Annotated in this window: 17 protein-coding genes and 3 tRNA genes; 9 read left to right on the top strand and 11 right to left on the bottom strand. The window is 61.3% G+C overall.

Annotated elements, in window-relative coordinates; all coding sequences use genetic code 11:
- Window positions 1-541: 541 nt before the first annotated feature.
- The 3 genes from BT264_RS01230 to BT264_RS01240 are packed head-to-tail and all read left to right on the top strand — an operon-like array spanning window position 542 to window position 2,516.
- Window positions 542-1,177 (top strand): SCO family protein, encoded by a 636-nt coding sequence (locus BT264_RS01230; RefSeq protein WP_072435974.1) that lies wholly within the window; start codon window positions 542-544, stop codon window positions 1,175-1,177.
- Between the two features lie 12 nt (window positions 1,178-1,189).
- Window positions 1,190-1,636, top strand: coding sequence for a copper chaperone PCu(A)C (locus tag BT264_RS01235; protein ID WP_072436416.1), 447 nt, complete (start codon window positions 1,190-1,192; stop codon window positions 1,634-1,636).
- 10 nt (window positions 1,637-1,646) lie between these two features.
- Entirely contained in the window at window positions 1,647-2,516 is an 870-nt protein-coding gene (locus BT264_RS01240) for a cytochrome c oxidase assembly protein (RefSeq protein WP_072435975.1), read from the top strand.
- A gap of 19 nt (window positions 2,517-2,535) precedes the next feature.
- Here the strand turns inward: BT264_RS01240 and BT264_RS01245 are convergent, their stop codons facing one another.
- Both BT264_RS01245 and BT264_RS01250 read right to left on the bottom strand, forming a co-directional pair.
- Complete coding sequence (locus tag BT264_RS01245) at window positions 2,536-3,027, bottom strand: GNAT family N-acetyltransferase (protein WP_072435976.1); 492 nt, start codon at window positions 3,025-3,027, stop codon at window positions 2,536-2,538.
- Window positions 3,028-3,158: 131 nt separating this feature from the next.
- Window positions 3,159-4,025, bottom strand: coding sequence for a pirin family protein (locus BT264_RS01250; protein WP_072435977.1), 867 nt, complete (start codon window positions 4,023-4,025; stop codon window positions 3,159-3,161).
- A 109-nt stretch (window positions 4,026-4,134) separates the two neighbouring features.
- Here BT264_RS01250 and BT264_RS01255 point away from each other — a divergent pair, with 109 nt between their 5' ends.
- Both BT264_RS01255 and BT264_RS01260 read left to right on the top strand, forming a co-directional pair.
- Window positions 4,135-5,052 carry a LysR family transcriptional regulator gene (locus BT264_RS01255; RefSeq protein ID WP_072435978.1) on the top strand — a complete coding sequence of 306 codons (918 nt, stop codon included), beginning with the start codon at window positions 4,135-4,137 and terminating at the stop codon, window positions 5,050-5,052.
- 119 nt (window positions 5,053-5,171) lie between these two features.
- Window positions 5,172-5,675 (top strand): GAF domain-containing protein, encoded by a 504-nt coding sequence (locus BT264_RS01260; protein WP_072435979.1) that lies wholly within the window; start codon window positions 5,172-5,174, stop codon window positions 5,673-5,675.
- A gap of 144 nt (window positions 5,676-5,819) precedes the next feature.
- Here BT264_RS01260 and map read toward each other — a convergent pair whose 3' ends face one another.
- Window positions 5,820-6,626, bottom strand: a complete 807-nt coding sequence (map, locus tag BT264_RS01265) for a type I methionyl aminopeptidase (RefSeq protein WP_072435980.1) — start codon at window positions 6,624-6,626, stop codon at window positions 5,820-5,822.
- Window positions 6,626-6,862: a ParD-like family protein gene (locus BT264_RS01270; RefSeq protein ID WP_034183118.1), complete on the bottom strand. Its 237-nt coding sequence runs from the start codon at window positions 6,860-6,862 to the stop codon at window positions 6,626-6,628. Before BT264_RS01270 ends, map begins: the two co-directional genes overlap by 1 nt.
- A 150-nt stretch (window positions 6,863-7,012) precedes the next feature.
- Here BT264_RS01270 and BT264_RS01275 point away from each other — a divergent pair, with 150 nt between their 5' ends.
- A complete protein-coding gene (locus BT264_RS01275; protein WP_072435981.1) occupies window positions 7,013-7,627 on the top strand; it encodes a helix-turn-helix domain-containing protein in 615 nt (204 codons plus the stop codon).
- A 46-nt stretch (window positions 7,628-7,673) separates the two neighbouring features.
- Window positions 7,674-8,222 (top strand): GNAT family N-acetyltransferase, encoded by a 549-nt coding sequence (locus BT264_RS01280; protein ID WP_072435982.1) that lies wholly within the window; start codon window positions 7,674-7,676, stop codon window positions 8,220-8,222.
- 94 nt (window positions 8,223-8,316) lie between these two features.
- On the opposite strand, the gene BT264_RS01285 is transcribed toward BT264_RS01280, so the two are convergent.
- A complete protein-coding gene (locus BT264_RS01285) occupies window positions 8,317-9,795 on the bottom strand; it encodes a sensor domain-containing diguanylate cyclase (RefSeq protein WP_072435983.1) in 1,479 nt (492 codons plus the stop codon).
- A 314-nt stretch (window positions 9,796-10,109) separates the two neighbouring features.
- A tRNA-Cys gene (locus tag BT264_RS39045) sits at window positions 10,110-10,225 on the bottom strand.
- Between the two features lie 318 nt (window positions 10,226-10,543).
- Here BT264_RS39045 and BT264_RS01290 point away from each other — a divergent pair.
- A complete protein-coding gene (locus BT264_RS01290; protein WP_083533871.1) occupies window positions 10,544-12,430 on the top strand; it encodes an ATP-dependent nuclease in 1,887 nt (628 codons plus the stop codon).
- A gap of 751 nt (window positions 12,431-13,181) precedes the next feature.
- On the opposite strand, the gene BT264_RS01295 is transcribed toward BT264_RS01290, so the two are convergent.
- On the bottom strand, window positions 13,182-13,370 hold the full coding sequence (locus BT264_RS01295; protein WP_072435984.1) for a hypothetical protein: 189 nt from the start codon (window positions 13,368-13,370) through the stop codon (window positions 13,182-13,184).
- A gap of 424 nt (window positions 13,371-13,794) precedes the next feature.
- On the opposite strand from BT264_RS01295, the gene BT264_RS01300 reads away from it, so the two are divergent.
- Complete coding sequence (locus tag BT264_RS01300; protein WP_072435985.1) at window positions 13,795-14,142, top strand: helix-turn-helix domain-containing protein; 348 nt, start codon at window positions 13,795-13,797, stop codon at window positions 14,140-14,142.
- Between the two features lie 63 nt (window positions 14,143-14,205).
- Here BT264_RS01300 and BT264_RS37790 read toward each other — a convergent pair whose 3' ends face one another.
- The 4 genes from BT264_RS37790 to BT264_RS01315 form a co-directional block, all read right to left on the bottom strand.
- Window positions 14,206-15,792, bottom strand: a complete 1,587-nt coding sequence (locus BT264_RS37790) for a hypothetical protein (protein WP_143155673.1) — start codon at window positions 15,790-15,792, stop codon at window positions 14,206-14,208.
- Between the two features lie 154 nt (window positions 15,793-15,946).
- On the bottom strand, window positions 15,947-17,140 hold the full coding sequence (locus BT264_RS01305; RefSeq protein ID WP_072435986.1) for a site-specific integrase: 1,194 nt from the start codon (window positions 17,138-17,140) through the stop codon (window positions 15,947-15,949).
- A gap of 174 nt (window positions 17,141-17,314) precedes the next feature.
- Window positions 17,315-17,388: transfer RNA gene (locus BT264_RS01310), tRNA-Cys, on the bottom strand.
- Between the two features lie 100 nt (window positions 17,389-17,488).
- Window positions 17,489-17,564: transfer RNA gene (locus BT264_RS01315), tRNA-Gly, on the bottom strand.
- Between the last annotated feature and the right edge of the window lie 3 nt (window positions 17,565-17,567).

Raw genomic sequence — 17,567 nt, forward strand, 5'->3', positions numbered from 1 at the left:
AACGCCGGGCTGCCGCTGCGCGAATGGAATTGTGCGCATCTTACCGCGCCTGCGCATCGAGTTGGGCGAAACCGGCGCGTCGCAAGCAGCGTGCCGCCAGCCGCGTCGACTGCGACATATTGCCCCGCTCGCCCGCGCCGTACCGGTTTCGAAAGGACGCAGGCGCGGGAATTGCGCTACAGTCGCAACCGCCTGCCGCGCGACGCATGGCGCCGCGCCGGCCGGCCACACCATTCCGTCCGATCGAGCCCCAGGGACTGTTTCCATATGGAACGCACATGCGAATGCCCGAAATCGCCCGTAGGGCAAGGAGTAAGGAGCGCCGTTTGGCCGAGCCAAACAAGTGACGAGCGATGCCGCCCTACGGGCGATTTCGGGCATTCCCGTGGGATGGTTTTTTTAAATTTGGGGTTGCCACGAGAACGGCCGCTCGCCGCGTTGCGCTCCTTGCGAATACGTCAGTATTCGCAGCGTCACGCGCCTCGCGAGCGGCCGTTCTCGTGGCAACGCATGCGCGTTCCATATGGAAACAGTCCCTGAGATGCCGTCTGCCCGTCCCGCGCCGCGCCGGCGCTTCTCCCGTTTCATCCGCACGGCCGCGGCCCTCGCCGCCGCCATGGCGCTCGCCGCGTGCACGCGCGACGAGCCGCGCTGGAACCTGACCAACGTCACCGGCCACCTGCCCGACCTGTCGTTCACGCTGACGGGCGGCGACGGCCATCCCGTCGAAGCCGATGCATTCCGCGGCCGCGTCGCGCTCGTCTACTTCGGCTACACGCACTGCCCCGATGTCTGCCCCGAAACGATGGCGCGGCTGATGGACGTGCTCGCGAAGCTCGGCCCGCAGGCGAACGACGCGCGCATCCTGTTCGTCTCGGTCGATCCCGCGCGCGACACGCCGCAGGCGATGCAGTCGTATGTCGCCGCGTTCGACCCCGCGCATGCGCGCGGCCTGACCGGCACCGACCGCCAGATCGAATCGCTCGCAAAGCGCTATCGCGTTGCGTACCAGATGGAAAAACGCGATCCGTCCGGCGGCTACGAAGTCACGCACAGCTCGGCCGTCTACATCTTCGATGCGAGCGGCCGTGCGCGCCTGCTCGCGACCGACCGCGACTCGCCCGACGCCATCGCCGCCGATGTGCGCCGGATCATCGACACCGCCTCCCCTACCTGAATGCATTCCGACATGAAGACGAAGACAACCCTCAAGACATTCGCCCTCCTCGCCGCGCTGTGCGCCGGCGCCCAGGCCTATGCCGCCGGCACGATCACCGCGCAGAACGCGTGGGTGAGGTGGCTGCCGAACAAGCTGCCGGCCGGCGGCTACGTGACGCTCGTGAACACGGGCGACAAGCCGGTCGATCTCGTCGATGTCGACAGCCCCGACTACGGGATGACGATGCTGCACCAGACCGTCTCGAACGGCTCGACGCAGAAGATGGAAATGGTCGACAAGCTGACGATCCCCGCGCGCGGCAAGGTCGACATCGCGCCGGGCGGCTATCACTTCATGCTCGAGGAGCCGAAACACGCGATCAAGCCGGGCGACACCGTGCACCTGCGCCTGAAATTCTCCGACGGCGAAACGGTCGACACGCCGTTCGCCGTGAAGTCGCCGGCCCAGGCGAAGTGATGCGCGCGCGATGAACCTCCTGTACTGGCTCGATCCGTGGGAACCGTCGCCGACCGTCGTCATCGCGGTGCTGACGGCTGCCGTGCTGTTCGCGCGCGGCATGAAGAAGGCGAAGGTGTCGCCGCTGCGGCAGTTCTCGTTCTGGTTCGGGCTGACGGCACTCTACATCGCGCTGCATACGCGGCTCGACTATTTCTTCGAGCACGAGTTCTTCCTGCACCGCGCGCAGCACCTCGTGCTGCACCACCTCGGGCCGTTCTTCATCGCGCTGTCCTATCCGGGCGCGGCGATTCGCGCGGGCATCCCGTTTCGCTGGCGGCAGCGCTTCGTGCGCCCCGCGCTCGCGTGGGCGCCCGTGCGCGCGACGCTCGACGTGGTGTTCCATCCCGTCGTCGCGGTCGTGCTGTTCGTCGGGCTGATCTATTTCTGGCTGCTGTCGCCGATCCACTTCATCGCGATGCTCGACTGGCGCCTCTATCGCGTGATGAACTGGAGCATGGTGATCGACGGGCTGCTGTTCTGGTGGCTCGTCGTCGATCCGCGCCCCGCGCCGCCCGCGCGGTTGTCGCCCGGCCGCCGGATCCTGATCGTCGTCGCGGCGATCCCGCCGCAGATCGCGCTCGGCGCGCTGATCTTCTTCACGCCGCACGAGCTGTATCCGATCTACTCGATCTGCGGCCGCGCGTTCACGTGGCTGAGCCCGCTGCGCGACCAGCAGATCGGCGGCCTGCTGCTGTGGATTCCCGGCTCGATGATGAGCGTGATCGGCGCGCTGATCGCGCTGCGGCACTGGCTGCGGCTGTCCGCGCGCGGGCGCCTGATCGGCGAACGGGCCGTGCAGCGCGCGGACCAGCCATCGGTGGCGCGCACCGCGCACTGACTGCCGGGCGCGTCGCGCATCACGCGCGCGTGCTGCTCATCCACACGTGCGGGATACCATCTTCGTCGTGCACGTCCGAACTCGGCGTGAAGCCGAATGCGCCGTAAAAGCGCTGCAAGTGGGCCTGCGCATGCAGGCTCACGGGCGTATCCGGCCACTGCGCGCGGATATGCTCGAGCGCGCGCGACAGCAGCCCGTTGCCGAGGCCCGCGCCGCGAAACGCGGCGGTCGTCAGCACGCGGCCGATGCGCACGTCGGTGTTCTGCGCATCGGGCAGCAGCACGCGCAGATAGCCGGCCAGACGGCCGGCCGGATCGTATGCGGCCAGGTGCCACGCGGCCTGGTCCGCATCGTCGATATCGTGATACACGCAGTTCTGCTCGACCACGAACACCGCGCTGCGCGCTTCGAGGATCGAGTAGATTTCGCGCGCCGTCAGCGCGTCGAAGGATTTCCAGCGCCAGTCGAGATCGGCGGCGCTCGGGGATGCGGCGGGTGCGGATGCGTTCATGTGCGGTCCTGATTCGGGCGCGCCGACCGGCGCGCGGCAACCGCTGATTATGCCTCGAAGCACGCGCGACCGTCCGCCCGCGCGTAACGCCCGCGCGCAAAAAAGGCCCCGCATTGCGCGGGGCCTGTCCGTCATGCCGGCATCTTGCCGAAGCGGCCACTGTTGAAATCCTCGATCGCGGTACGGATCTCCGCTTGCGAGTTCATCACGAACGGCCCGTAACCGACGACGGGCTCGTCGATCGGCTCGCCGCTCAGGATCAGCAGCTTCGCGTCGCCGTTCGCTTCGATCTCGACGTCGCGGCCGTCGCGACCCAGTTGCACGAACTGCGCTTCGCGGGCGACCGTCTCGCCGTTCACCTGCACCGTACCGCTCAGCACGACCACCGCGAGCGTACGCCCGTCGGCGACCGGGAACCGCGCATGGCCGCCTGCCACGAGCCGCACGTCCCACACGTCGATCGGCGTGTGCGTGCGGGCCGGGCCGCGCCGCCCGTCGAGTTCGCCCGCGATGATCCGCGCACGCCCCGCGCCGTCCGGCAATTCGACCACGGGGATGTCCGCGTTCAGCAGCGTCTGGTAGCCAGGTGCGCCCATCTTGTCCGCGGCGGGCAGGTTCACCCACAGCTGCACCATCTCGAGCGGGCCGCCACGCTTCGTGAATGCCTCCGAGTGGAATTCCTCGTGCAGGATCCCGCTCGCGGCCGTCATCCACTGCACGTCGCCCGGGCCGATCACGCCGCCCGCGCCGGTCGAGTCGCGGTGCGCGACTTCGCCGTCATAGACGATCGTCACCGTTTCGAACCCGCGATGCGGATGCTCGCCGACACCGCGCGGAGCCGAAGCCGGCTCGAACGTCGCGGGGCCCGCGTAATCGAGCAGCAGGAACGGGCTCAGGTGCGCGCCGTGAGACTGGTAGCTGAACATCGAACGCACCGGGAAACCGTCGCCAACCCAATGGCCGCGCGGCGCACTGTACACACCCTGGATCTTCTTCATTGCCCTCTCCAAATTGCGGCGAAACACGTGTTTCGCATCCTGAGCATGAATATAGAGGTGGAACGATCGATCCGGTAGACTGCCAAAATCGCACTCAGCGTTCCATTTCATGAACGATAAAGAACGAGATCTGAACGATCTCTACTATTTCGTGCAGGTCGTCGAGCATGGCGGCTTTGCGTCGGCCGGGCGCGCGCTGGACATGCCGAAATCGAAGCTGAGCCGTCGCGTCGCACTGCTCGAGGCGCGGCTCGGGATGCGGCTGATCCAGCGCTCGACGCGCCGCTTCACGGTCACCGACGTCGGCCAGACCTATTACGCGCATTGCCGCGCGATGCTCGTCGAGGCCGATGCGGCCGACGAGGCGATCGCGCTGCTGCACGAGGAGCCGCGCGGCATCGTGCGCGTCAGTTGCCCGATCGTGCTGCTCGATTCGCTGGTCGGCACGATGATCGCCGCGTTCATGGCCGAGTGCCCGCGCGTCGAGATCCACTTGGAGGCGACCAACCGGCGCGTCGACGTGGTCGGCGAAGGGATCGACGTCGCGATCCGCGTGCGCCCGCCGCCGCTCGAGGACAGCGATCTCGCGCTGCGCGTGCTGGCCGAGCGCGGCCAGTGCCTCGTCGCGAGCCCCGCACTGCTGCGCGAACATGGCGTGCCGGCCGTTCCCGCCGATCTCGCGCGTCTGCCGAGCCTCGATCACGGCGTGCCGCAGTCCGCGCACGTGTGGCGGCTGCGCGGGCCCGACGGCGCTCAGGCCGAGATCCATCACCAGCCGCGCTTCGTGACGGGCGGCATGCTCGCGCTGCGCGCGGCGGCGGTCGCGGGCGTCGGTGTCGTGCAATTGCCGACGATGATGGTACGCGACGAGGTCACGCACGGCGAACTGGCGACCGTGCTGCCGGACTGGGCGCCGCGCCGCGAGATCGTGCACGCAGTATTCGCGTCGCGGCGCGGGCTGCTGCCCGCGGTGCGGGCGCTGCTCGATTTTCTGGCGGAGCGGTTTGCCGGGCTCGAGCCCGATTGAGCGCGCCGCGTCACACGCAACCGCGCGCTGCAGACCGCACGCGCGTGCCGTAGACTGCGGGACGCGCATCGCGCATTTTGCGCATCACGCATTTTCACAACCCCTATCGCTTTCCCGCCATGTTCACGCTGTCCAACGACCCCACCGCCTCCAAGGCCGATCAATATGCGACGCTTGTCGAGCAGGCACGTGCGCTCGTCGAGTCCGAACGCGACCTGACCGCGAACGCGGCGAATTTCTCCGCGCTCGTCTACCACTCGCTCGACCGCCTCAACTGGGCCGGCTTCTACTTCTTCGACGGGGCCGAACTCGTGGTCGGGCCGTTCCAGGGCAAGCCGGCGTGCGTGCGGATCGCGCTCGGCAAGGGCGTGTGCGGCACGGCCGCGCAGACGCGCGAGACGCAGGTCGTGCGCGACGTGCATGACTTCCCCGGCCATATCGCGTGCGATGCGGCATCGGAATCGGAAATCGTCGTGCCGCTGGTGGCCGGCGACGGCACGCTGATCGGCGTGTGGGACGTCGACAGCCCGGTCGCCGCACGCTTCGACGATGAAGACCGCAAAGGGATGGAAGCGCTGTGCCGCGTGTTCGTCGAACACGCATGGCAGAAAGCGCGCGGTTAAGCCGCGGTCTCGCGTCACGCAACAGGCAGCCGCAGTCGCGGGTGAATCGTGCCGCGCGACCTCGAACGAAACAGGCCCTGCTGCGGGGCCCGTTCATTTGCGCCGCCGCGCCGCTGCGCCGCCTGACGCGGCGCACGGCACGCGTCAGGCCACGTGCGTGCCGGAAAGCGCCGCAAATGCCAGCGGCTTCGCATCGTCGGTCAGCACCTCGAAGCCCGTTTCCGTCACCACGACCATGTGCTCCCATTGCGCGGACAGCGAATGGTCCTTCGTGACGACCGTCCAGCCGTCCGGCAGCACGCGCGTGTCGCGCTTGCCCGCGTTGAGCATCGGCTCGATCGTGAAGATCATCCCCGGCCGCAGCGGCACACCGGTGCCCGGACGGCCGTAGTGAAGCACCTGCGGCTCGTCGTGATAGACGTCGCCGATGCCGTGCCCGCAGTACTCGCGGACCACGCTGAACCCTTCGCGATGCGCGACCTGCTGGATCGCGTAACCGACGTCGCCGAGCGTCGCGCCCGGACGCACCGCGCGGATACCCGCGTGCATCGCTTCGTAGGTTGCCGCGACGAGACGCCGCGCGAGTTCGCCCGGTTCGCCGACGAAATACATGCGGCTCGTATCGCCGTACCAGCCGTCCTTGATCACCGCGATGTCGAGGTTCACGATGTCGCCGTCACGCATCGGGCGTGGCGATGGAATGCCGTGACAGACCACATGGTTGACCGACGCGCACAGGGTCTTCGGATAGCCGTGGTAGCCGATGTTCGCCGGTATCGCGCCGAGCACGTCGACGATGTATTCGCGGCAGCGCGCGTCCAGTTCATCGGTGGAGACGCCAGGCTTCACATGCTCGGCGATCATCGTCAGCACTTGCGACGCGAGCTTCGCGGCCTCGCGCGACTTGGCGATTTCCGCGGTGCCGCGGATCGGGATTTCGCGCTTCGCCATTACGCCACCTGCTCGATGCCATGCGCGACCGGCTCCGCCGGAGCCACATCGCCGCCCCGCGCTTCGGCCTCGATCAGCATCCGGCAGATGTCACCGTACGACAGCGCCGGATTGAGTTCCGCCAGCATCCCGACACGCAGCCAGTGTTCGGCCTGTGCGTTGATCGACCGACTCAGCGCCGTGCTCGTCGAGCGCAGCCGTTCGTGCATGTGCTCGGAAATCTTGATGATGCCCATATATCCCCAATTAAACGAAACGTAGTCGATTCGTATATTACGCTGCGCGTGACTGCCGGGCAAGGCGTTCGGAGGCCATCGCGCCATCGGTCGGCCGCCGCCAATGCACCGTTGACACCGAATTCCAGTTTGCTGGAGAATAAATCCATCATGCAAGAATCAGTGACGACCGCTGCCGACGATACCGGCATCAACGAGCGCATCGCCCGGCGCGTGCGCGACCTGCGTACTGCTCGAGGCTACACGCTCGATGCGCTGGCCGCGCGCTCCGGCGTCAGCCGTTCGATGATCTCGCTCATCGAACGCGCGTCGGCCAGCCCGACGGCCGTCGTGCTCGACAAGCTCGCGGCAGGTCTCGGCGTGTCGCTGGCCGGGCTGTTCGGCGGCGACCGGGACGACGCGCCCGCGCAGCCGCTGGCACTGCGCGCGCAGCAGGCCGAATGGCGCGATCCGGCGTCCGGCTATGTGCGGCGCAACCTGTCCCCGCCCGGCTGGCCGTCGCCGATCCAGCTCGTCGAGGTCGATTTCCCGCCCGGCGCGCGCGTCGCGTACGACAGCGGCGGACGCGAAAGCGCGCTGCATCAGCAGATATGGATCATCAGCGGCCGCGTCGACGTCACGTTCGGCAGCGAGCTTCACGAACTTCACGAAGGCGACTGCCTGGCCATGCGGCTCGATCGGCCGCTGATCTTCAGCAATCCGTCGTCGCATGCCGCGCGTTATGTCGTCGTGATCTGCGACGCGGCCGGCGCGCGGAGCGCGTGATGCGCGCGCCGTGTGCGCAACCCGTTCAAAACCAACCGGAGCCGTTATGAATTCCCCGAAACAGCGCGACGACGTGCGCCTGATCGATTGCAGCGAGGCCGAGCACGCAGCGGCCATCCTCGAGATCCTGAACGACGCGATCGTGAATTCGACCGCGCTGTACGACTACCGGCCGCGCCCGCCGGAAGCGATGGTCACGTGGTTTGCAACGAAGCGCGCGGGCGGTTTTCCGGTCGTCGGCGCAGTGGACGCATCGGGCACGCTGCTTGGCTTCGCGAGCTGGGGTACGTTCCGCGCGTTCCCCGCGTACAAGTACACGGTGGAACACAGCGTCTACGTGCACCGCGACCAGCGCGGCCACGGGCTCGGCGAACTGCTGCTGCGCGAAGTGGTCCGGCGCGCGCGCGAAGCGCAGGTGCACGTGCTGGTCGGCTGTATCGACGCGACCAATGCCGGGAGCATCGCACTGCATACGAAACTGGGGTTCGTGCACTCGGGCACGATCACGGAGGCGGGATTCAAGTTCGGCCGCTGGCTCGATGCGGCGTTCTATCAGTTGAAGCTCGAAACGCCGGCGCAGCCGGTGGATGGCTGATCGCCCGCTTGGCCGTTGCATCCGCAACGGCCAAGCGGGGCTTTTGTGTTATCGAAGCCACCAAACCATAGGTCACTGACGAGTCCGGTTTCCATCAAGCCGTGGGCTGGAAGGTAGCGACCTTGTTCCGACCGGTTGCCTTTGCATAGTAGAGCGCCTCGTCGGCCGCCTTGATCACGGCACTCGGCTCACCCTCCTGATCCGGCGCCCAACTCGCCAGCCCGATACTGGCGGTGACGCGCCCGTATTCGCTTCCGGCGTGCTCGAGTGCCAGTTCGTCGATTGCCGCCCGAATCCGCTCGGCAATCTGGGCTGCCCCCGTCTGCGGGGTATCGGGGAGCAACACCACGAATTCCTCCCCGCCGTAGCGGGCCGCGGTATCTACCGGCCGGCGGATGTTTTCGCCGATGCAGCGTGCGACCGCAGTCAACGCGTCGTCGCCCGCCTGATGGCCATAGATGTCGTTGTAGGCCTTGAAGCGGTCAACGTCGACGAACAGCAGCGAGAAAATGGAACTGGCCCGCCGTGCGCGACGCCATTCCCGGTCCAGCACTTCGCCAAAGCTGCGGCGATTGTTCAAGCCGGTGAGACCGTCGGTGCGCGCCAGCAGCACAAGCTCGGATTCCGCACGCATCCGTCGCCGCAGTTGCGCGCCGAGCATGAAGGACAGCGCAATAAACGCGGCGCCGAACGTCACCACAAGCGCACCGATCGTCACGGCGCGGTGCCGCCACGCCGCATAGATGTCCTGCTCGGCTTCCGCAACCATGATGATCAGCGGCAGCGTCGGTAGATGCTTGAAGTAGTAGAGACGGCGCACGCCGTCGATCGACGACGTTTCCGAGAACGAGCCCTCCGGGGCGGCTCCGAACCGTCGAAAGGTTGCCGCCTTGCTGATGTCGCGGCCGATGGTACGGACATCATATGGCTGGCGCATGACCATGACGCCATCCTTGCCGATCAGCGACATCGACCCATGCCGCCCCAGCGACAGCCCCGCGAACAGCTGGTGGAAATATTCGAGATTGATCGCAATCAGCGCGACGCCGGCAAACGACCCGTCCGGGTTCGAGATTCGCCGCGACAGCGCAATGCTGAGCATGCCGCTGCGCAGGCGCGACGCGAACGGATCGCTGACATAGAGCCCCACGTTTGGATTGTCGCGGTGAACGGTGAAGTACTTGCGATCGGCGAAATTGCCCTTGCGCGGAACGTCGTTGGCCGAATCCAGAATGATGTTGCCGTCGGCATCGAGCACCAGTTGCGAACCGAGAAATTGCGCGGTCATCGAGTTGTCGAACAGCACGCCGTGCCGCAGGGCCGGCGAAGCAGCCATCACGTCGGGCCGCTGCAGGCCATGGATCAACGCCTGCAAGGACAGGTCGTAGAGTTCGAAGTTGCGCTCGATGTCGCGCTCGGCAATCAGGCCGAGATTGCGCGAGGTCTCGCTGGCGCGCTCCAGTGCGTCGTGGCGGCTCTGGAACAGTTGCAGCACGCACAGGCCCATCAGCGCGCAGGCGATCACGATGCCGACTGCCACAATGGAGTAAGGTGCTGCCGTCCGGGGGTGCATGGGTCTCCTTACCGCATAAGTGTGCGCCCGCGCCGGGCGTGGTTTCCGCATACTAAATCGGACAGGCACATTTGCAAGTGCAGAGCGAAACGGATCGAAAGGCGAACCTCGCGCGACGGTGTCGGAGCCGCCGGCAAACCCGGGCAGCAAAGTGACGTTATGTCCGATCCATGACAAGGCGTCACCCGATTCGATTGACGTGAATCGCCGGACCAGGCCCCGCCGATGATCGAACACCATCTCGATGCGAAACCCGTCGAACGCGAGACAGAAAAAGAAAAGCCCCGCCGAAGCGGGGCTTTTCTCTTCCTACCTGGAGGCGCGAGCCGGAGTCGAACCGGCCTAAACGGCTTTGCAGGCCGTACCTTTATCTTCAAAATCAATATGTTGAGGAAATTGACCATCCATATTGGCCGCTCTGCTGCGCGCCTCTAACTCTTAAGCGCCGCGACAATATCATGCGGTCGGCCGAGCCCACTGATTACAACGGCGTAATCCGATCCTGAGGGGTCTTCGGGAATCGATAGGCCGGAAGGTCAGCTTCCGAAGTACACTCGCCGCTCGCTCTACGATAGGCGCCGAGCGACCGAAGCGGTGTTTCCCCCTTGGACTCTGCTTGCCACATGGCGCTGTAGTCGTGAGCAATTTGGCCGATAGGGATAAAATAAATAGTCGAACTTGGCTTGCCAGCGAGCCACTGCTGATTGCACCGAGAGGAACGGATGGCCACTAGATTAGACCGAGACCAATGAACGACGACGCGAACGAAACGCTGGAAAAGAACAATGCTGCTTCACGGGGTGACGACGAATTACACGTGAGTTCAGTCATCCCCGGGGAGACCGACGAAAGCGCAGTCGCTGCCGTCGTGACGGGTGTTTCAATAGACAGTTTTTCTCCGTCTACCGGTGCGCGGACTCAGCGGATCGCACGTTGGACCAAGCTGAAGTCTGTAGAGGTAAAAAACTTCAAGGCCATCGAGGCCCTCGACCTTCCGGTCGCCGACGTGACGATACTTGTCGGCCCAAACGGCTGCGGAAAATCATCTGTTTTACAAGCGATCCATTGGGCAGCCCGGGCTGCGAGTTACATCCCGCCCAAGAACACCAAGGAAGTCGTATCTTTTGATCGTCTTGACTATTTACCTTCAAGCGACACGCTGAAGACGGCGCACAAAAGAGGGCTGTCCTCTGATACAGGGACAGCCCCAACATCTGTCGCCTTCAAGCATATATTCGCAGAAGGTGAAAGCCAGCCCGTCGCAAGCATAAAAATATGGGCGGCGCGAAATCGTGGGGGAATATCCGTCCACATTGAAGGCGGAGCTGCGGTGACGCCGTTCAAGCAAAGGCGAGAGTTCATTACAGCGTATATACCAGGGCTAGCCGGCCTTTCGGAAAAGGAAACCATTCTCGTTCAACCGGTTCTCAGACGTCAGGCGGCAAGCGGGGATGCTGGTAGCGTACTTCGAAACGTGCTCTTTAACCTGACGAGTCGGCAACCGGGTGAAACAGACGATGCAGCAGCACTTTTTCGAATTACGAGATTAAACAAACTAATTCAAAGCGTTCATCCGGGGGCGTATGTTGAGGTCAGTTTTGATGACCGCGAAGACGTGAATCTTCGTGCGTCTTTCGGTGACGCGCGACTGTCCGGTTCAAAACGACCGCTGGAGGCCGCTGCGACTGGTCTCTTGCAAGTCGTACAGATTTTCGCCTATCTAATACTGTTCCGCCCAAAGCTGCTTTTGGTCGACGAGCCCGACGCCCATTTGCATCCGGATAAGCAGGAGCGTCTTATTGAGGCACTTGAAGCAGCTGCAGCTGAGTTTCAAACGCAGGTAATCTTGACGACGCACAGCCCGCACATAGTTCGCGCTGCTTCCGCCAATGCGAATTTGGTATGGATACGCGATGGCACCGAAGTCAAGACAGATGACGATACTATTCGAACGCTCTTGGGCTGGGGTGGTCTTGATAAGAAGTGTATATTCTTCGTCGAGGACGAGGATGACCAACCCATCCGGACTCTCTTGCGTCAGTGGCCCAATCTATACCGGCAACTTTCGATTTGTCGGTGTTTCGGGATCGACAACCTTCCAAAAAACAAACTGCTCGAAGGACTGATAGGCGAAGGCGGTTTAGTGGTCAAGGTACTCATACATCGGGACCGAGACTTCATGACGGAGGAGGAGAGCAGGAAATGGTCTGGCAACTATAAAACAGATGACACAACGGTTTGGATCACTGAGCACGTCGATGCCGAAGCATACTACTGCCAGCCGGCATATCTCGCTTCACTTTATGGCGTTTCGGAAGCAGAATCCTCCGATTGGATAAATCAAGCAACGAAAAACATAAACAAGGCTTACGAAACATTTTCGTCGAAAAGAGGTGTCGTGAACCGCGTTCTTTACGATAGTACCGAGGGTGGTCAGCCATCGACCAAGGAGCTTTGGCAGGCCGCGGGTGGACAAACTGCCGGTACTGTTCTCGGAAAGAGCTTGCTAAAAGCACTGAAGCCGGTTGTGAAGTCTGCAGGCAAGGACGATTCGCGCTTGCACCGGTTGGAAATACCGCCATCAATCGTGCTTGCGCCCGAGCTGAAGTCCGTGCTGGAACAGCTACTTTCTTGATAGAGCGATATAGGGCCTGACGTGGCCGACACCCGGTCCACTACACGACCGCCTGCAGCTACTTTGGCTGCAGGCTTAGAGCTATAAGCGTGAACCCCAACTGCTGCGAAGCTACTCCAACCCGTAGTTCAGGGGATGGAATGATAAGCGCGAGGCTTATCCAGCACGGCTCTGGTACTCAGCAATCGAGTGCATCAACTCCTCATAGGCGTGACAAAGCCTCCGCCAAACTACAGGCGGAGACAAAGCGCTACCCTCGGATTGCGCACCCGAAAGAACCGCGAGATTTTATTGACGCCTTAGCTCACAGTGCTAGACTGCGATGTATCCTATGTATGTCTGTGTAGGATACAAAGGCGCCTTACGGATGGCTGTGAATCAGTGCCATCAATGCGTAGGTCACAGCGAGAACTACGTACAGCGTCGATTGATCAAGAAGCATACGATTTGCCTTTTTCGTGTAGGGCGAGCTACTAGGTTCTCAGGCCACGGGTAGCTCGCCCTTTGTTTTGCAGTGCCGGCTGGCCCTGCTAAGACATAATGTAATACAGCTTGACAAAACGCCCAAACGGATAATTTGCGATAGAGGTCTTGACATCGCTCATGCGCAGACACGACAAGGCATTGGTCGGAGAAAAAACTTTTCCCGGTCACAAAATCCCTCGCCTCAGCGCACTTCCTTGCCATACATTTTCTTCATCCGTAGGCAGTCCGGCGTGGATTCACCGCCCACGCACCACATGCGACGAGGCTAGGTGAGCTCGTAGTAGTCCGCCTCAAGCTCCCGAACAAGCCGATTAACGCCCGCCTGTGGAAGATAATCCCGCGCCTCGACAATCCGCTGCGCTGCGCGTTCCGGGTTGTGCGTCTCCAGAGCGCACGCGGCCAGATCGTAGAACGCGTTATAGGCCGCTTGATTGATGCAAGCTTGAACGCTCAAGCCGCCAGAGCCTGCAAAACGGTCAAAGAGTTCGCCGGATTGTAACCACGGTTTGCGAGTGCAGTTAGGAGTAAGTCGGCCCGCTGGTCGCCCTTCTCTTTCGCAGCCAGCGCCGTCCGCGTCATGTTGCGCAACGCCTCCCGCCCCTTGCTGTAGCAAATTTGTAGCGCACAAAAAAACCCGCTCGCAGCGGGCTTTGAGCTTGTGCGGCATCAAGCCCAGTCGCTCTAGAAATAGCGTCGCCAGAAATCGGTGCGAGGCTTCGCCGCCGTAATCTCATTTATCCAATCGGCTAGCGCGTGGATTTCCACCTCGGCTTGCTCGTCTGACAACTCACCGTTTCGAATCATCCGACGCATGCCGAATACGTGCGCGAGCTGGAACATTGGCTCAACCGTGCCGATGCAACACAAGGGGACAACGCGTGAGGACGTTTGATCTACAAGAATGCGCGGACTTCCTGAAAGTCGACCGCACCACGGCAATGAAACTGGCTCAACAAGGAGACATCGTCGGCGCTCGCATTGGCCGCGCATGGGTCTTTCTCGAAGATGACGTGGTCGCGTTTCTGCGTGAACAGGCACAACAGCAAACCCTTGAACGACTTGAAGGACGTTCCTCGCCCGATTACGCAGAAGTAGATCGCCGGACGCGGGCTGCAATCCAGCGCCAGTTGCAGCAGCCGCCAGCACGCAAGCCTGGGCGTACGGCCCGAGCGCTTCCCCGCCTCCCGGATCTCCCCGCTAACTCGCCGGGCGCTAACGCCGCGTGAATGCGCCACTGCTCGCCGATCGGCGGGCAGTCTCAGCGACTAGGGTAACTGCCCATGGCGTCCTCATTGCGAAAGACGAGGAACGTCAACCGATGAATCGGGCAGTGCCTCACTGTTTTCTTCTGCAGCGCCCACACGCGTTAGAAAAAGGTAATTCCTGATCCCCTCGTTCCTCGACGCGTCCTCAACAAACAGTTTGTAGGCTTCATCCGTATCGGGGATTACGCGAAATTCTCGATACTTGAAATTATGAAATAAAACTCTCGACGCTTGATCATCGACGTCAACATCCGCGACCCCATAGAGGACAAATCGCGCATTCTCAATACTGAAGCACCCTGCAACGATAGTAGCTTCCGGTTTTTCATCAAGAAAAATGGATCCCGTATGAGCATCTACGTTAAACACAGGTTGCTGCCGACCCGATACCAGTGCATCAAACACCATGATCGGATGATAATTCGAGGTCATCTCATCACAAGAAAACGCCAAGTCATCGTCAACACCCGCGCATCGACACAAATTCAATAGAGCCTCAGAAACACGCAAGTATTTACGCGCACTGGCCAAAAGTTGCTTTAAATTATCTATCGGGAGAGGCGCGACTTTTACATTGATAGATTGACCACTAGAATCAAGCTGTAGTTCTATAGCTCCGCTTCCAGAAAGCAACCCCAAAGCCAACCTCCAGTGCTTCATCCACTCCAACGCTGTACACTTCTTGTTGTTTGGTTCGAATGTGTAGTTTATAGTCGTGTGATGCCTGGTTTTATCTATTACAAAATCAATCAGAGGACATCGAATTCGAATCTTCTGCACCCTGACCATTGGCGGCGCAGCAATCACATCGCCTCTAAACGTGATTGGGATATCACCCGGTGACGCACGATATAGAATTTTACAATAATCATGCGGACCAGACACAAGCGAGATCTCGCCGACCGATTCCGGTTCCGTTATCGTAATATCGAAGCGCGTCTCCGAAACTTGCAAAATCGTATTGGGAATTTTGTCCTTCAAGCCCAAAAACACGTCAGCCACATCAGATTCAGTGACGCCCTGAAATTTAGCGGTCACCAAATATGGATATTCACCAAACCCTAGTTTGGTGAGACTACCCTGCTTCCTCCCTATGTAGCCAGATAGATTGCCCCCAATATATCTCAGCAATGCCGACTTTAGAGAGTCGCCATCCAAATCAATCCGCTCAGACTCGGTTGGCGCGAATGAAATTGACTTCTTATTCAATTGACAAGCAGGGTCGTTTTTTTGCTCCTCGCGCAATCGCTTTAATATTGCGCCAAGTCTATTATCCGCGACGTGAAGCAAAAAAGCACCCGTAAAGAGCTTTCTCGTATTGACCTTGAAAATGACAATAAATGCCGGCTTAAGCTCTTTCGCAAGACGTTCGGCCATGTTCAGCTTTAGCTTCGCAGCACGTGTATCATCGAGAATCGTCTTGACCTGTATGTAGCACGAAAGCGCACCTTCTCGTTTGTCCAACGCCCCAACGCCCGGTGCCGCAAAGTTAACGACAAAATCCCAGCCAGCACGATCTCGCCCAGCTTTGTTGCAGATAAGGCCGGCTTCGGCACACATCTCACCGAAGCGTTGCTCCCCCTTCTCCCCGAGAGCGTCGTTATCCAACATGATGTCCCCGTACTATTCTCTTCACTACTATGATTAATCGATCTACGACATGGAATGTCGACTGATCCGCATTCGGCACGCTCGCATAGAGGCCGCGGCCCTACCCCAAGTCTATCGTGGATTTCCGCAGCCTATCCCGCATGATCGTTCGGCGCTACCATAGCCGTGCAGCTAAATCGCTCCCACGCAGATTCGCATAGCGCATCAACACTTTCGGGTCGGTGTGGCCGGTGATCTTGGCAATCTGAATGTCGCTCAACGTCGTGCGTTCGTACAACCGAGACGTGGCCTCGTACCGCAAGTCGTGGAAAACCAGATCGGAACAACCAGCCGCATCGAATATCCGACCGAATTGCCCCGACAGCCGCACCGTAACGCGCTCCAGAACCTTGCGTTTCAGAAGCGGCATATTCTTCGCTCGCATGCTTACCTCGATCTCGTCAATCCACGGAAAGAGTCGTCCACCATCAAACGCAAAACCTCCCATTTCGGGATCTAGACCGTTCACGGCGGCAACGTAGCGCTCAAATGCCCCGATCGCAACCGTCGTAAGCGGAACCGCGCGCTTACTGCCATTCTTGGTCCGTTCGAGCGCGGCCGTACGCCGCTCAACGTCGAATTGGACAAGTTCTAGCGTATACATCTCACGCATCCGCATCGCCGACTCGATCGCCAGTTCAAACAAGAGCACCAGTGCCGGCCGATACGGTAGCTCGAAAGCCCGCTCCCGCCCCTTCGGCTTCTCCCCCGCCATAATGCGCCGAATCTCCGCCTCCTCACCCGCGCTCGGCCGGCGGTCGCGATGCACATCCTCTTTCACGGCGACGTCTTGTGCCTCGACGGCCACACGATCCTCATCGGTATACGTCGCATATCGCTTCGGTAGCAATCGAAGCGGATTAACCGCGAGCATTGGCGTGCCGGATTTAACTACCCAATCGAAACAGCGGGCGAGCGCCCCTACGTTGTGGCGAATGGTCGATGGCGAAAGATGCTGCTCGCGCTTCATCCCTGTCACCCATCGCTCCGCCCACTCGTAGTCCACTGTTGTGAGCGCCTTTGACGGCAACCGACCAAGCAATGTGTTCAGCACCTGGTTGTCAGAATCGGGCACCGATACCCGACGCAGATACTCGCGAATTGCATCCAGCGTCGTTGAAATCATCTCCCGTTGTTCGACGACGTCCGCCGGCACGATGCCGGCGTCGAGCAGCTGCTCAAGGCGAGCGACATACGCATCGCCCTCTTCTTCGGACTGAAACGTCAGGGAAAGTGGCTTTGGGAGGAGCTTCGAACGTCGGATGATGTATTCCCACGTTCCGGAGGGTCGTAGTCGCTTGGTCGCCATGCGCTGATGCGAACTCGCCTATACGGCCAAAGAGCCGACTTAGGCGTGGTTACGCGTGTTTCTTGAGTGGTTAGAGGCGACTTTGTACCACTCTAGGCGACTTTCTTACAAGGATGAAAGTGGGGCCGGAAAAAGAAAAAGCCCTGATTTCTCAGGGCTTTTTCTCTTCCTACCTGGAGGCGCGAGCCGGAGTCGAACCGGCCTAAACGGCTTTGCAGGCCGCTGCATAACCGCTTTGCTATCGCGCCAAAAGCGGACTGTCCGGATGCCGTGAAGGCAAGCGACAGATTCTTATTCGAGGACCGTGAGTCCATCAAATAAAAAGGGAAGCGTGGCTTCCCCATTACTTGGAGCGGGAGACGAGTCTCGAACTCGCGACCTCAACCTTGGCAAGGTTGCGCTCTACCAACTGAGCTACTCCCGCATT

Origin of the sequence: Burkholderia sp. NFPP32 (assembly GCF_900119325.1) — a bacterium.
GTDB classification, from domain to species: domain Bacteria; phylum Pseudomonadota; class Gammaproteobacteria; order Burkholderiales; family Burkholderiaceae; genus Burkholderia; species Burkholderia pyrrocinia_C.

What these genes read in the sequence shown, in the direction of transcription:
- BT264_RS01270 (WP_034183118.1), bottom strand. Translation starts at nt 6,862, where the DNA reads ATGGGCATCATCAAGATTTCCGAGCACATGCACGAACGGCTGCGCTCG.
- BT264_RS01235 (WP_072436416.1), top strand. Translation starts at nt 1,190, where the DNA reads ATGAAGACGAAGACAACCCTCAAGACATTCGCCCTCCTCGCCGCGCTG.
- map (WP_072435980.1), bottom strand. Translation starts at nt 6,626, where the DNA reads ATGGCGAAGCGCGAAATCCCGATCCGCGGCACCGCGGAAATCGCCAAG.
- BT264_RS01285 (WP_072435983.1), bottom strand. Translation starts at nt 9,795, where the DNA reads ATGCACCCCCGGACGGCAGCACCTTACTCCATTGTGGCAGTCGGCATC.
- BT264_RS01305 (WP_072435986.1), bottom strand. Translation starts at nt 17,140, where the DNA reads ATGGCGACCAAGCGACTACGACCCTCCGGAACGTGGGAATACATCATC.
- BT264_RS01250 (WP_072435977.1), bottom strand. Translation starts at nt 4,025, where the DNA reads ATGAAGAAGATCCAGGGTGTGTACAGTGCGCCGCGCGGCCATTGGGTT.
- BT264_RS01275 (WP_072435981.1), top strand. Translation starts at nt 7,013, where the DNA reads ATGCAAGAATCAGTGACGACCGCTGCCGACGATACCGGCATCAACGAG.
- BT264_RS01245 (WP_072435976.1), bottom strand. Translation starts at nt 3,027, where the DNA reads ATGAACGCATCCGCACCCGCCGCATCCCCGAGCGCCGCCGATCTCGAC.
- BT264_RS01255 (WP_072435978.1), top strand. Translation starts at nt 4,135, where the DNA reads ATGAACGATAAAGAACGAGATCTGAACGATCTCTACTATTTCGTGCAG.
- BT264_RS01240 (WP_072435975.1), top strand. Translation starts at nt 1,647, where the DNA reads ATGAACCTCCTGTACTGGCTCGATCCGTGGGAACCGTCGCCGACCGTC.
- BT264_RS37790 (WP_143155673.1), bottom strand. Translation starts at nt 15,792, where the DNA reads ATGTTGGATAACGACGCTCTCGGGGAGAAGGGGGAGCAACGCTTCGGT.
- BT264_RS01280 (WP_072435982.1), top strand. Translation starts at nt 7,674, where the DNA reads ATGAATTCCCCGAAACAGCGCGACGACGTGCGCCTGATCGATTGCAGC.
- BT264_RS01230 (WP_072435974.1), top strand. Translation starts at nt 542, where the DNA reads ATGCCGTCTGCCCGTCCCGCGCCGCGCCGGCGCTTCTCCCGTTTCATC.
- BT264_RS01260 (WP_072435979.1), top strand. Translation starts at nt 5,172, where the DNA reads ATGTTCACGCTGTCCAACGACCCCACCGCCTCCAAGGCCGATCAATAT.
- BT264_RS01290 (WP_083533871.1), top strand. Translation starts at nt 10,544, where the DNA reads ATGAACGACGACGCGAACGAAACGCTGGAAAAGAACAATGCTGCTTCA.